15 protein-coding genes are annotated in these 12,780 nt (G+C 54.1%); 9 read left to right on the forward strand and 6 right to left on the reverse strand.

Translation table 11 applies throughout. The features are described 5' to 3' along the window. The first annotated feature begins 104 nt into the window (after positions 1 to 104). The 4 genes from rhaS (at position 105) to yiiM (ending at position 3,384) form a co-directional block, all read left to right on the forward strand. Entirely contained in the window at positions 105 to 941 is an 837-nt protein-coding gene (gene rhaS, locus FHC49_RS05250; protein WP_185668820.1) for an HTH-type transcriptional activator RhaS, read from the forward strand. A 71-nt stretch (positions 942 to 1,012) separates the two neighbouring features. Then, positions 1,013 to 1,864, forward strand: a complete 852-nt coding sequence (gene rhaR / locus FHC49_RS05255; RefSeq protein ID WP_185668819.1) for an HTH-type transcriptional activator RhaR — start codon at positions 1,013 to 1,015, stop codon at positions 1,862 to 1,864. Positions 1,865 to 2,022: 158 nt separating this feature from the next. Further along, on the forward strand, positions 2,023 to 2,643 hold the full coding sequence (gene sodA, locus FHC49_RS05260; RefSeq protein ID WP_035892347.1) for a superoxide dismutase [Mn]: 621 nt from the start codon (positions 2,023 to 2,025) through the stop codon (positions 2,641 to 2,643). A gap of 6 nt (positions 2,644 to 2,649) precedes the next feature. Further along, the gene (gene yiiM / locus FHC49_RS05265; protein ID WP_220439074.1) at positions 2,650 to 3,384 is read left to right on the forward strand and encodes a 6-hydroxyaminopurine reductase; all 735 of its coding nucleotides are present in this window, start codon (positions 2,650 to 2,652) and stop codon (positions 3,382 to 3,384) included. Positions 3,385 to 3,425: 41 nt separating this feature from the next. On the opposite strand, the gene cpxA is transcribed toward yiiM, so the two are convergent. Next, entirely contained in the window at positions 3,426 to 4,799 is a 1,374-nt protein-coding gene (gene cpxA / locus FHC49_RS05270; protein ID WP_185668817.1) for an envelope stress sensor histidine kinase CpxA, read from the reverse strand. After that, complete coding sequence (gene cpxR, locus FHC49_RS05275; RefSeq protein WP_185668816.1) at positions 4,796 to 5,494, reverse strand: envelope stress response regulator transcription factor CpxR; 699 nt, start codon at positions 5,492 to 5,494, stop codon at positions 4,796 to 4,798. The genes cpxA and cpxR overlap by 4 nt, the downstream gene beginning before the upstream one ends. A gap of 149 nt (positions 5,495 to 5,643) precedes the next feature. Between cpxR and cpxP the strand changes: the two genes are divergently transcribed. The 5 genes from cpxP to pfkA all read left to right on the forward strand — a co-directional run bounded on the left by cpxP (position 5,644) and on the right by pfkA (position 9,197). Continuing rightward, complete coding sequence (gene cpxP, locus FHC49_RS05280; RefSeq protein ID WP_185668815.1) at positions 5,644 to 6,150, forward strand: cell-envelope stress modulator CpxP; 507 nt, start codon at positions 5,644 to 5,646, stop codon at positions 6,148 to 6,150. A 340-nt stretch (positions 6,151 to 6,490) separates the two neighbouring features. Further along, the gene (locus FHC49_RS24615) at positions 6,491 to 6,673 is read left to right on the forward strand and encodes a type II toxin-antitoxin system RelE/ParE family toxin (protein ID WP_370631754.1); all 183 of its coding nucleotides are present in this window, start codon (positions 6,491 to 6,493) and stop codon (positions 6,671 to 6,673) included. Next, positions 6,670 to 7,008, forward strand: a complete 339-nt coding sequence (locus FHC49_RS05290) for a helix-turn-helix domain-containing protein (protein WP_185668814.1) — start codon at positions 6,670 to 6,672, stop codon at positions 7,006 to 7,008. The genes FHC49_RS24615 and FHC49_RS05290 overlap by 4 nt, the downstream gene beginning before the upstream one ends. A gap of 131 nt (positions 7,009 to 7,139) precedes the next feature. After that, a complete protein-coding gene (gene fieF, locus FHC49_RS05295) occupies positions 7,140 to 8,033 on the forward strand; it encodes a CDF family cation-efflux transporter FieF (protein WP_035892352.1) in 894 nt (297 codons plus the stop codon). Positions 8,034 to 8,234: 201 nt separating this feature from the next. Further along, a complete protein-coding gene (gene pfkA, locus FHC49_RS05300; RefSeq protein ID WP_185668813.1) occupies positions 8,235 to 9,197 on the forward strand; it encodes a 6-phosphofructokinase in 963 nt (320 codons plus the stop codon). An 82-nt stretch (positions 9,198 to 9,279) separates the two neighbouring features. Here the strand turns inward: pfkA and rraA are convergent, their stop codons facing one another. From rraA to hslV, 4 genes are all read right to left on the reverse strand, one after another. Next, positions 9,280 to 9,765 (reverse strand): ribonuclease E activity regulator RraA, encoded by a 486-nt coding sequence (gene rraA / locus FHC49_RS05305; RefSeq protein WP_035892355.1) that lies wholly within the window; start codon positions 9,763 to 9,765, stop codon positions 9,280 to 9,282. A gap of 92 nt (positions 9,766 to 9,857) precedes the next feature. Continuing rightward, positions 9,858 to 10,784, reverse strand: coding sequence for a 1,4-dihydroxy-2-naphthoate polyprenyltransferase (gene menA, locus FHC49_RS05310; RefSeq protein WP_185668812.1), 927 nt, complete (start codon positions 10,782 to 10,784; stop codon positions 9,858 to 9,860). Positions 10,785 to 10,852: 68 nt separating this feature from the next. Next, on the reverse strand, positions 10,853 to 12,184 hold the full coding sequence (gene hslU, locus FHC49_RS05315) for an HslU--HslV peptidase ATPase subunit (protein WP_220439076.1): 1,332 nt from the start codon (positions 12,182 to 12,184) through the stop codon (positions 10,853 to 10,855). A gap of 9 nt (positions 12,185 to 12,193) precedes the next feature. Next, positions 12,194 to 12,724, reverse strand: coding sequence for an ATP-dependent protease subunit HslV (gene hslV / locus FHC49_RS05320; RefSeq protein ID WP_185668810.1), 531 nt, complete (start codon positions 12,722 to 12,724; stop codon positions 12,194 to 12,196). Between the last annotated feature and the right edge of the window lie 56 nt (positions 12,725 to 12,780).

Raw genomic sequence — 12,780 nt, forward strand, 5'->3', positions numbered from 1 at the left:
GAAAAAACGACCGGCTTTGCGCGGTTTGCTGTCAAAACGTCAAGGTCAGATCCCTCATCCGATATTACTATCCTGATAACATTTCTCATTTGTCGGGGGTCGCGATGACCGTACTACACAGCGTGGATTTCTTCTCTTCAGGTAAGCTGCCCGTGGCGATTGAACCTCGACTTCCTCAGGCGGCATTTCCTGAACATCATCATGATTTTAATGAGATTGTTATCGTTGAGCATGGCACTGGTATTCACGTGTTCAATGGTCAGCCGCATACCATTTGCGGCGGCACGGTTTGCTTCGTCCGTGACTTCGACCGACACCTCTATGAGCACACGGAAAACCTGTGTCTGACCAACGTGCTGTACCGCGCGCCGGATGCTTTCCAGTTCTTGTCAGGTCTTAATAAGCTGCTGCCCCAGGAGCAGGATGGTCACTATCCTTCCCATTGGCGCGTAAACCAGAACACCTTGCAGCAGGTGAGAACGATTGTCGGGCAGATGGAAGAGGCGAATGACAGCACCGATATGATGTCGCTGGCGAACCGTGAAATTCTGTTTATGCAGCTGCTGGTGCTGCTGCGTAAAGGCAGCCAGGAACAGGGGGCGATGGATAACGACGCTCGTCTGAATCAGCTGATGGCGTGGCTGGAAGAGCACTTTGCGGAAGAGGTGTGCTGGGAAGGGGTGGCGGACCGATTCTCGTTGTCTCTGCGCACGCTGCACCGCCAGCTGAAGCACTGTACCGGCCTGACGCCGCAGCGCTATCTTAACCGCCTGCGCCTGATTAAAGCCCGCCATCTGCTGCGCCACAGCGATGAGAGCGTTACCGATATCGCCTATCGCTGCGGTTTTGGCGACAGTAACCACTTTTCGACCCTGTTCCGCCGTGAATTTAACTGGTCGCCGCGCGATATTCGCCAGGGGCGGGACACCCTGCTTCAGTAACGCGAAGGGAATCACCGTTTTTTGCCTCAAAACGGCTAATAATAGAGAGTTGTTAGTCGTGAGGTGCCAGCGTGCCAGGCCAGTTAGTTCTTCGAAAAGCGGATTTTTTTGCCAATCCGACGCAAGCCGTGGCGGTGGCTGACCGCTACCCGCAAAACGTCTTTGCTGAGCATACCCACGAGTTTAACGAGCTGGTGCTGGTCTGGCGCGGCAACGGCTTACACATCCTCAACGACCGTCCTTACCGCATCACCCGCGGCGATCTGTTTTATATCCGCGCGGAAGACAAACACTCCTATGCTTCGGTTAACGATCTGGTTTTACAGAATATTATCTACTGCCCTGAACGCTTAAAGCTCAACCTTGATTGGGTGGCCCATATTCCCGGGCTGCACGGTTCCCACTGGGCGCCGCACTGGCGGATAGGTAGCACCGGCATGACGCAGGCGCGGCAGATAATGACTCAACTGGAGCAGGAGAGCCGCAAAGACGACGCGTTAGCCAACGAGATGTCTGAACTGCTGTTTGCCCAGCTGGTGGTCTGCCTCAAGCGCTATCGCTATGCCACCGATAACCAGGCGGCCACGCAAAGCGAAGCGCTGCTCGACAAACTGCTGACCGTGCTCGCAGGCAGCCTGAACCGTCCTTTCGTCCTTGATACCTTCTGCGAGCAGCAGGGCTGCAGCGAGCGCACCCTGCGCCAGCAGTTCCGCAGCCAGACTGGCATGACCGTTAACCACTACCTGCGCCAACTGCGGATTTGCCACGCGCAATATCTGCTTCAGCACACCGAACTGCTGATTGGCGAAGTGGCGATGCGCTGCGGCTTCGAGGACAGTAACTACTTTTCGGTGGTCTTTAACCGCGAAATTGGGATGACGCCAGGGCAGTGGCGGCATAAAAGCCGAATTCCCGTCAATTAACCTGAATGCCGCGTGTTATCAGGAACATAACAAAATGTTATAACCTTATAAAAACTACGGCATTGATAATCATTTTCAATATCATTTAATTAACTATAATGAACCAACTGATTACGCGGCGTTTACAGGTTTGCCGCCCGACAATAATGGAGATGATTATGAGCTATACCCTGCCATCACTGCCTTATGCGTACGATGCCCTGGAACCGCACTTCGACAAACAGACGATGGAAATCCATCACAGCAAACACCACCAGGCCTACGTCAACAACGCTAACGCAGCGCTGGAAAGCCTGCCGGAATTCGCTGCGCTGTCCGCTGAAGAGCTGATCGCGAAACTGGACCAGCTGCCGGCTGACAAGAAAACCGTTCTGCGTAACAACGCGGGCGGCCACGCTAACCACAGCTTCTTCTGGAAAGGCCTGAAAAAAGGCACCACCCTGCAGGGTGACCTGAAAGCGGCTATCGAGCGTGATTTCGGTTCCGTTGATAACTTCAAAGCTGAATTTGAAAAAGCAGCAGCAACGCGTTTCGGCTCCGGCTGGGCGTGGCTGGTGCTGAAAGGCGACAAACTGGCTGTGGTTTCTACCGCAAACCAGGACTCCCCGCTGATGGGTGAAGCCGTTTCCGGCGCTTCCGGTTTCCCAATTGTGGGCCTGGACGTTTGGGAACACGCTTACTACCTGAAATTCCAGAACCGCCGCCCGGACTACATCAAAGAGTTCTGGAACGTGGTGAACTGGGACGAAGCAGCAGCGCGTTTCGCCGCTAAAAAATAATTTGCATTGCCGGTCTGTAGAAGCGAGTCTGATGACTCGCTTTTTTTGTATCCGCCTAAGGAGCAGCAGATGCATTTTCCGGTTGATGTGTTTATTGGCAAAATCCGCGACTATGACGGCAGTCGCCCGAGCGCCATCGCGAAGGTCCAGATGGATGGCGAACTGGAACTCACCGAGCTGGGACTGTTAGGTGACGAACAGGCCGAGAAAAAAATCCACGGCGGCCCCGACCGCGCGCTGTGTCAGTTTCCCCGTGAACATTACGCCGACCTGATTCGTGATTTCCCCGAGCAGGCATCCCTGTTTTGCGCCCCGGCGTTTGGTGAAAACCTGTCGACGGAAGGCATGACCGAGCATAACGTTTTTATCGGTGATATTTACCGCTGGGGTGAGACGTTGATCCAGGTTACCCAGCCGCGTTCCCCGTGCTTTAAGCTCAATTTCCACTTTGCCATCAGTGATATGGCATCGTTGTTGCAAAACAGCGGCAAGGTCGGCTGGCTATATCGGGTGATTGCGCCGGGTAAGGTCTCTACTGATGCTCCGCTGGAGCTGGTGTCACGTCTAAGCGATGTTTCGGTGCATGACGCCGCCGCGATTGCCTGGCATATGCCGTTTGATGACGACCAGTATCACCGCCTGCTGAGCGCGGCGGGGCTGTCGGTGAGCTGGAGCAGAACCATGCAGAAGCGTCGCCTGAGCGGCAAGATTGAAGATAACAGCAGAAGACTGTGGGGTTAGACGATACAAAAAATCGGCCTGCATTCGCAGGCCGGTGGTTTTTAGGTTCGCTTATAAAGCGGTAGCCACAGCGTGAGCCGCAACCCGCCGAGTGGGCTGTCGTCGGCTTTCACCCAACCGCGGTGCTGCTGCATGGCGCTTTCTACAATCGCCAGCCCCAGCCCCGTCCCGCCTGATTCACGGTCTCGTGCTTCATCGGTACGATAGAATGGACGGAAAATCTGCTCGCGGTCTTCCGGGCTAACGCCTGGACCGTCGTCGTCCACGTGAACGGTGACGCCATCTTTGTCCACTGAGAAGCTCACGGCGATTTTGGTGTGCGAGTAGCGCAGGGCGTTGCGCACGATGTTCTCCAGCGCGCTTTCCAGCGCGTTCGGGTTACCGTAAAGCGGCCACGGTCCCGGCGGATAATCGACGCTGAACGACTTGCCCATCTGTTCTGCTTCAAACGCGGCGTTGTCCAGCACGTCGCCCCACAGTTGATTGGCCTTCAGGGTTTCGCTGACCAGTGCGCTTTTCTGCTGATTGCGCGACATCACCAGCATGTCGTTGATCATGCTGTCCAGACGCTGTGCCTCGGTTTCAATGCGTTCCAGCTCTTTACTCTCGCCGCTGCGACGGCGCAGCAGCGCCGTGCCAAGCTGCAGACGCGTTAACGGCGTACGCAGTTCGTGAGAGATGTCGGAGAGCAGCCGCTGTTGCGACGTCATCATCCGCTCAAGCGCCATCACCATCTGGTTAAAACTGGCACCGGCGGCGAGAAACTCCTGCGGCCCGGCCTCCAGCTCAGGATGCTGACGCAGGTTGCCCTGAGCCACTTCATCCGCAGCATTTTTCAGCTTACGCGCCGGTTTGGCCAGGCTCCACGCCAGCCACAAGAGTAGCGGGGCGCTGACCAGCATGGTGACGATAAGCAGCAGTAAAGGTCGGTCGAACAGCAGGTTGATAAAGTCGGACTGCGAACTGCTTGCCGGACGGATCAGGTATAACTGGTAGTTATCTTCCCCGTCACGAATGGAGAACGGCCCGACTAACTCAACGCGGCCATACTTCTTTTTTTGCGGATGATCGGAGTTATCAGACTGGCCGATAAAGTTACGAATGATCTGCATTTCGTTGCGTTCTGCGCCGATCACGCGGCCTTCGCTAGTCACCAGTAACAAACGCTGGCCCGGCGGTGCCCACTTATCAATTGCGCGGAACAGCCGACGCCACCACATCAAATCGTTGGGTGGATCGTTAGCCAGTTCTTCTTCAACATGCTGCTCAATCATCAGGCCCTGACGCTGCTCGCTATCGAGCAGCTCGGTCATTTGACGGGAGTCGAGCTTTGGCAGCATCAAAACCAGCATCAGCACCAGCGCTAGCGTTAGCCAGAAAATGGCGAAGATGCGGGCGGTTAAACTTCCTATCATGAAGCGGAGACCATCAGATAGCCGCGGCCACGCAGGGTTTTAAACCACGGATGACCGTCTTTGCGTTCCGGCAGCTTACGGCGCAGGTTGGAGATGTGCATATCAATCGCGCGGTCGAATGGCGTTAAGCGTTTACCCAGCACTTCCTGACTCAGGTGTTCACGAGAAACCACCTGACCCAGATGCTGTGCCAGCAGATAGAGCAGGGTAAATTCGGTACCGGTCAGTTCGAGCGTTTGGCCATCAAAGCTGGCTTCCTGACGACCTGGGTTCAGGCTCAGCGCGTCAACTTCTACGGTTGGTGAACTGGTATCGCTACTTTGCTGCTGTTCGCTCCAGTGTGAACGGCGCAAAATAGCGCGAATACGCGCGACCAGTTCGCGATCGTTAAACGGTTTCGGCAGATAGTCATCCGCGCCCAGCTCAAGGCCCAGCACGCGATCCAACTCGCTTCCGCGAGCAGTTAACATAATGACGGGAGTCTGGTGTGTTTGTCGCAATTCTTTCAGCGTGTCGATACCGTTTTTCTTCGGCATCATCACGTCGAGTAAAAGTAGGTCGATGCTGTCGTCAATCAGCGATAACGCCTGTTCGCCATCGTGGGCAACAAGGACGTTAAAGCCTTCCATATCAAGAAGTTCCTTGAGCAAGGAAGTCAGCTCGCGGTCATCATCAACTAATAAAATTTTATTCATATTTTCATCCCTCCGAGGCAGAAATTACGTCATCAGAGCCAGCGAATCCATGACTTTACGTTGTTTTACACCCCCTGACGCATGTTTGCAGCCTGAATCGTAAACTGTCTCTCGTTGAATCGCGACACAAAAGTTTTTGGGAGCATGTGATGCGCAATGTTATCGCTGCCGTCATGGCCTCAACGCTGGCATTCAGTGCATATAGCCAGGCCGATGAAGTCGTCACCAGCGTTAACTGGCACCCAGCGGAAAGCAATACGCTGCGGAACGGCCAGGGCCATATGTTCGACGGTATTAGTTTAACCGAACATCAACGCCAACAGATGCGCGATCTGATGCAAAGGGCACGACACGATCGTCCACCTGTTAATGTTAGCGAAATGGAGACAATGCATCGCCTTGTCACCGCAGAAAAATTTGATGAAGCCGCCGTGCGAGCCCAGGCCGAGAAAATGGCCGAGGAGCAGGTAAATCGCCAGGTAGAAATGGCGCGGGTACGCAACCAGATGTACCGCCTGTTAACGCCGGAGCAGCAAGCGGCTTTAAATGAGAATCACCAGCAGCGTATGGAGCAGCTGCGTGACGTTGCACGGATGCAGCAAGGTTCAGTACCGAGTCAGAACCTGTTTAGTAGCAATACCCGTAGCAACCAGTAACAAACCCTGTTTTTCCTTGCCATAGACACCATCCCTGTCTTCCCCCTCATGATGAGGGGGTTTTTTTTGTCTTTTTTCCGGCACTTTCTGTTCGATCTTTCATTATTATCATGCTGTTCGTTTTTTTGCTCTTTACTGTATAATATTTTATACGTTTTCAAGGCTGAGAAGGTATCGCAGGGTGGCGACGAAGCAGATTGAGTGGATGGGAACGTCTCTGGACGATTTCATCGCTTTCCCGGTTGATGTCCGGCGTGAGGCTGGATTTGAACTGGATAAAGTGCAAAACGGGAAGGAGCCGTCAGATTGGAAATAGATTAATGACTGGGGCTCAGGGGTTATTGAGATTAGGCTGCATGGTGAAGATGGTGAGTATCGCGTTGTGTATGTCGCCAAATTTGACGATGCAGTATGCGTGCTCCATGGGTTTCAGAAGAAGACACAGAAAACCAGCCCGAGAGATGTTTTCATCATTACGAGTCGATATAAAGAGGCTGTTGCGCAGTGGAGGAGAGCAAAATGACGAAAGATATTGATACTAAAGTTCGCCATGTGACGAAGGCTGACGGCAACGTATTTGCCGACCTCGGATTTGCGCCTGAAGAGGCAACAAAGCTCCTCGCAGAATCTCGTGCCGAGATGGCCAGAACGGATGCGCTTAAAAAACAGCTGATGGGTGAAATTGCTGCCTGGATGAAGCGCGAAGGTTATAAACAGTTGGATGCAGCGAAGGTGCTGCGCGTTTCTCGCCCGAGGGTATCGGATGTGGTGAATAAGAAAACCGAAAAATTCACGTTGGATACGCTGGTTGGCATGGCGACGCTGATTGGTAAAAAAGTACGCCTGATTATTGAGTAACGGTGAACGGTACCGTGAGATTGAAAAACGCATGATGGCAGTTTCCATTGTGCGTTTTTTTGTCTTAAATTCGTCACCGCGCACCCCTCATACATTCCGCTATACTACGCAGATCGAAAGCAGGAGTGTTTATGAATCAATCTTATGGACGACTGGTAAGTCGTGCTGCAATCGCCGCGACGGTCATGGCTTCCGTGCTGCTGGTGATTAAAATTTTTGCGTGGTGGTATACCGGGTCAGTCAGTATTCTGGCGGCGCTGGTCGATTCATTGGTGGATATCGCCGCCTCGCTGACCAACCTGCTGGTGGTGCGCTATTCGCTGCAACCGGCGGATGAGGAGCACACCTTTGGGCACGGTAAGGCCGAATCGTTGGCGGCGCTGGCGCAGAGTATGTTTATTTCCGGTTCGGCGCTGTTCCTGTTCTTGACCGGGATTCAGCATCTGGCACGACCAACGCCGATGAGCCAGCCGGGCATCGGGGTGGTGGTGACGGTGATTGCGCTTATCAGTACATTAGTTCTCGTGACGTTTCAGCGCTGGGTAGTCAGAAAAACCCAGAGCCAGGCCGTACGCGCGGATATGCTTCATTATCAGTCTGATGTTATGATGAACGGCGCGATTCTTGTCGCGCTCGGCCTCTCCTGGTACGGCTGGCATCGCGCCGATGCGCTGTTTGCATTAGGAATTGGCATCTATATTCTATATAGCGCGTTACGCATGGGGTACGAAGCGGTGCAATCGTTATTGGATCGCGCGCTGCCCGATGAAGAACGTCAGGAAATTTTCGACATCGTGACCACCTGGCCAGGTGTGAGCGGTGCTCACGATCTCCGAACGCGGCAGTCAGGGCCGACCCGCTTTATTCAGATTCATATTGAAATGGAAGACAACCTGCCGCTGGTTCAGGCACATCACGTTGCCGATCAGGTGGAGCAGGCGATTTTGCATCGTTTTCCTGGGTCCGACGTGATTATTCATCAGGATCCATGCTCTGTTATGCTGCAGGCAAACAGAGACGTTTGAACTTTCGCAGTGGTTGTACGAAATGTGAGCTAAGTCGGCATTATTTGTATAAATAACCGCCGGTTAGCCTGACCTGAATCAATTCAGCAAGAAGCGCTTGATATACTATCTCTACATAGAGTCGTTCTCTCCCCCCTACAATTGCGGGAGCGCTTCGGGCAGAAGAATTAATTTTTAGCATTCCTAAGTTCAGAGGTAGTCATGATTAAGAAAATCGGTGTGTTGACAAGTGGCGGTGATGCGCCGGGTATGAACGCCGCCATTCGCGGTGTCGTACGCGCAGCATTGACGGAAGGCATTGAAGTCATGGGCGTCTATGACGGTTATCTGGGCCTGTACGAAGATCGTATGGTACAGCTCGACCGTTACAGCGTGTCAGACATGATTAACCGTGGCGGCACCTTCCTGGGCTCCGCGCGTTTCCCGGAATTCCGTGATGAAAACATCCGTGCCGTGGCTATCGAAAACCTGAAAAAACGTGGTATCGATGCGCTGGTAGTTATCGGCGGTGACGGTTCCTACATGGGCGCCGTGCGCCTGACCGAAATGGGCTTCCCATGCATCGGCCTGCCGGGCACCATCGATAACGATATCAAAGGCACCGACTACACCATCGGTTTCTTCACCGCGCTGAGCACCGTCGTTGAAGCGATTGACCGTCTGCGTGACACCTCTTCTTCTCACCAGCGTATCTCCGTTGTTGAAGTGATGGGCCGTTACTGCGGCGACCTGACTCTGGCTGCGGCTATCGCGGGCGGCTGCGAATTTATCGTGGTGCCAGAAGTTGAATTCAAACGTGATGACCTGGTTGCTGAAATCAAAGCGGGCATCGCTAAAGGTAAGAAACACGCCATCGTGGCGATTACCGAGCATATGTGCGACGTTGACGAACTGGCTCACTTCATCGAAGCTGAAACCGGTCGTGAAACCCGTGCAACCGTTCTGGGCCACATCCAGCGCGGCGGCTCCCCGGTTCCTTACGACCGCATCCTGGCATCCCGTATGGGCGCCTACGCGATTGAACTGCTGCAGCAGGGCTTTGGTGGCCGTTGCGTCGGTATTCAGAACGAAAAACTGGTTCACCATGACATCATCGACGCTATCGAAAATATGAAGCGTCCGTTCAAAGGTGACTGGCTGGAATGCGCTAAACAGCTGTACTAAGCCGCGTTTGCCCGGTAACGGGCAGATTTGAGCGAAAAAAAAGCCTTCTCATTGAGAAGGCTTTTTTGTATGCGTCAGGCGCTTATTCGATATCCAGCGCATCTTCCGACAGGATAATGCCGGTGTTATCAGCATACAGATGGTCGCCGGAGAAGAAGGTTACGCCGCCGAAGTTGACGCGTACGTCGCTTTCGCCGATACCTTCGCCCGCTGCGCCAACCGGAATCGCGGCAATCGCCTGAATGCCGATATCCAGCTCTTCTAAATCATCAACCTGACGCACTGCGCCATACACCACAATGCCTTCCCACTCGTTTTGAGTGGCCAGACGGGCGAGGTCAGCGTCGATCAGCGCGCGACGGACAGAACCGCCGCCGTCGACCAGCAGAATGCGGCCACGACCGTTCTGTTCGAGCAGATCGTACAGCAACCCGTTATCCTCGAAACATTTTACGGTGATGATTTGCCCACCGAACGACAGCCGCCCGCCAAAGTTAGAGAACAGGGGTTCTACTACGTTGACATCTTCCTGGTAGATGTCGCAAAGCTCGGAAGTATCGTATTTCATAGGATTAACGCTCAGTTGCTGCGAGTGATTTTAGTATATCGCGCTCTATGCATTGTTGGCAAAATCATCAATTGTTAATTGATATTTGTCAGTTAAGCCAGCGCCTTGCTGAGCACAATCCCGATGACGAACAGCAGGTTAGTTAATAACGCCCCTTTCACCGTGCGTTCCAGCATCGGCGGCATCGCCTGCGGCGAGCGCTCGCGCATCACAAAGCGCGCTTGTTTCACCAGCAGCGGCGCGCTGAGGATAAACAGCCAGCCCCACGGGCTATGCAGCGAGAGCAGGTTAAACAGCGCCAGGCAGACTAGCGTCCCCATCAGCAGACAGACGTGGTAGCGGCGGGCGTTAACCGGCCCTAAACGCACGGCCAGGGTGTTCTTGCCGTTTTCGCGGTCGCTGTCGATATCACGCAGGTTATTGATATTGAGCACCGCCGTCGCCAGCAGGCCGCAGGCGGTAGCGGGCAGAATAATCGCGCTGCTCAGAGTATGCGTCTGCAAGTACCAGCTGCCAATCACGCTCAGCCAGCCGAAGAAGATCAGCACCGAGATGTCGCCAAGGCCAATATAACCGTATGGGCGCGTGCCGACGGTGTAGGTGATAGCGGCAATAATGGCCAGCAGCCCCAACACCAGGAAGCCGATAAAGTCACCGGTTGTCTGCGAAGCGGTAAACAGCAGAGCAAGACCAGAGATGCAGATAAGCCCGACGGTGATAATCAGCGCGCGCTTCATCTGTTCTTTGGTGATCACCCCTTTTTGCATACCGCGCAGTGGGCCGATGCGGTCCGGCTTATCGCTGCCTTTCACCGCATCGCCATAGTCGTTGGCGAGGTTAGAGAGGATTTGCAGCAGGCTTGCGGTGATCAGCGCCAGTACGGCAACGCCCGCGTTAAAGTGCCCCTGCCACCACGATAGCGCGGTACCGACGATAATCGCCGCGCAGGCCAGAGGTAACGTTTTCGGGCGCAGACTTTCCAGCCAGGCCTGAGAGCGGCTTACAGGTGTATTTGTCATAATAATTAGCCAATAAAAATGGGGCTTTTCAGCCCCATCAATTAAAGATGAAAATGCAGTGAACGCGATTATAGGATAAAACGGCTCAGATCTTCATCTGCGACTAATGCATCCAGATGTTTGCTCACGTATTCCGCATCAATTGTGATGCTTTGACCGTTGAGGTCGCTGGCGTCATAGGAGATGTCTTCCATCAGACGTTCCAGCACGGTGTGCAGACGACGAGCACCGATGTTCTCGGTGGTTTCGTTAACCTGCCATGCCGCTTCGGCGATACGCTTGATACCGGATTCGGTGAACTCGATGTTCACGCCTTCGGTGGCCATCAGCGCTTTGTACTGAACGGTAACGGAGGCATTTGGCTCCGTCAGGATACGCTCGAAGTCGCTGGTGGTCAGCGCCTGCAGCTCTACGCGAATCGGCAGACGCCCCTGCAGCTCAGGGATCAGGTCAGACGGTTTCGCTACCTGGAATGCACCGGAAGCGATAAACAGGATGTGGTCAGTTTTGACCATACCGTGTTTGGTGGAGACGGTGCAGCCTTCAACCAGCGGCAGCAGGTCGCGCTGTACGCCTTCACGGGAAACGTCCGGGCCGGAGGATTCGCCGCGCTTACAGATTTTGTCGATTTCGTCGATGAACACGATACCGTGCTGCTCAACCGCGTCGATCGCGTCCTGCTTCAGCTCTTCCGGGTTGACCAGCTTCGCCGCTTCTTCTTCAATCAACAGCTTCATCGCATCTTTGATTTTCAGCTTACGCGGTTTCTGTTTCTGGCCGCCCAGATTCTGGAACATAGACTGTAGCTGGCTGGTCATCTCTTCCATGCCAGGAGGTGCCATGATTTCAACGCCCATCGGTGCCGCCGCGAGATCGATCTCAATCTCTTTGTCGTCCAGCTGGCCTTCACGCAGTTTTTTACGGAATGCCTGACGTGCAGCAGATGGCTCAGACGGCTGCTCAGCCTGGCCCCAGTTGTTTTTTGCTGGTGGGATCAGCGCGTCGAGAATGCGCTCTTCCGCCATCTCTTCTGCGCGGTAGCGGTTTTTCTCGATAGACTGAACGCGTACCATTTTGATAGCAGAATCAGTCAGATCGCGGATGATAGAGTCCACTTCTTTACCCACATAGCCCACTTCGGTGAACTTGGTGGCTTCCACTTTGATGAACGGTGCGTTGGCAAGTTTCGCCAGACGACGGGCAATTTCGGTTTTACCAACGCCGGTTGGGCCGATCATCAGAATGTTTTTCGGCGTGACTTCGTGGCGCAGCTCTTCGTCGAGCTGCATACGACGCCAGCGGTTACGTAAGGCGATAGCCACGGAACGCTTAGCGGCGTCCTGACCGATGATGTGTTTGTTCAGCTCGCTGACAATTTCGCGTGGGGTCATTTCAGACATGGGAGATCCTTACGCCTTAGATGGTAATTCTTCGATGGTGTGGAAATGGTTGGTATAGATGCAGATGTCGCCTGCAATACTCAACGCTTTTTCAGCAATCTCACGTGCGCCAAGCTCGGTATTTTCCAGCAGGGCACGGGCAGCGGCCTGGGCGTACGGGCCGCCAGAGCCGATAGCAATCAGGTCATTCTCTGGCTGCACCACATCACCATTGCCGGTGATGATAAGCGACGCGGTTTCGTCCGCGACCGCCAGCAGGGCTTCCAGCTTGCGCAGCATACGGTCGGTACGCCAGTCTTTCGCCAGCTCAACGGCGGCTTTGACCAGATGGCCCTGGTGCATTTCCAGCTTACGTTCAAACAGTTCGAACAGCGTGAAGGCGTCCGCAGTGCCGCCCGCGAAGCCGGCGATCACTTTGTCGTTATACAGACGGCGAACTTTTTTCACGTTGCCTTTCATGACGGTATTGCCCAACGTGGCCTGACCATCACCGGCGATTACGACGTGGCCGTTACGGCGAACACTTACTATTGTTGTCACGAGCAGACCCCTTTGTTGCAAATACGATATGTAGGGGCCCCGTATCGCGGTCACGC

This window comes from Kluyvera sp. EC_51, from assembly GCF_019584505.1.
Taxonomy (GTDB): Bacteria; Pseudomonadota; Gammaproteobacteria; order Enterobacterales; family Enterobacteriaceae; genus Kluyvera; species Kluyvera sichuanensis.

Coding starts and splice junctions, on each gene's coding strand:
- pfkA (WP_185668813.1), top strand. CDS start 8,235: ATGATTAAGAAAATCGGTGTGTTGACAAGTGGCGGTGATGCGCCGGGT.
- menA (WP_185668812.1), bottom strand. CDS start 10,784: ATGACAAATACACCTGTAAGCCGCTCTCAGGCCTGGCTGGAAAGTCTG.
- FHC49_RS05290 (WP_185668814.1), top strand. CDS start 6,670: ATGACGAAAGATATTGATACTAAAGTTCGCCATGTGACGAAGGCTGAC.
- rraA (WP_035892355.1), bottom strand. CDS start 9,765: ATGAAATACGATACTTCCGAGCTTTGCGACATCTACCAGGAAGATGTC.
- cpxP (WP_185668815.1), top strand. CDS start 5,644: ATGCGCAATGTTATCGCTGCCGTCATGGCCTCAACGCTGGCATTCAGT.
- rhaS (WP_185668820.1), top strand. CDS start 105: ATGACCGTACTACACAGCGTGGATTTCTTCTCTTCAGGTAAGCTGCCC.
- cpxA (WP_185668817.1), bottom strand. CDS start 4,799: ATGATAGGAAGTTTAACCGCCCGCATCTTCGCCATTTTCTGGCTAACG.
- hslU (WP_220439076.1), bottom strand. CDS start 12,184: ATGTCTGAAATGACCCCACGCGAAATTGTCAGCGAGCTGAACAAACAC.
- sodA (WP_035892347.1), top strand. CDS start 2,023: ATGAGCTATACCCTGCCATCACTGCCTTATGCGTACGATGCCCTGGAA.
- fieF (WP_035892352.1), top strand. CDS start 7,140: ATGAATCAATCTTATGGACGACTGGTAAGTCGTGCTGCAATCGCCGCG.
- cpxR (WP_185668816.1), bottom strand. CDS start 5,494: ATGAATAAAATTTTATTAGTTGATGATGACCGCGAGCTGACTTCCTTG.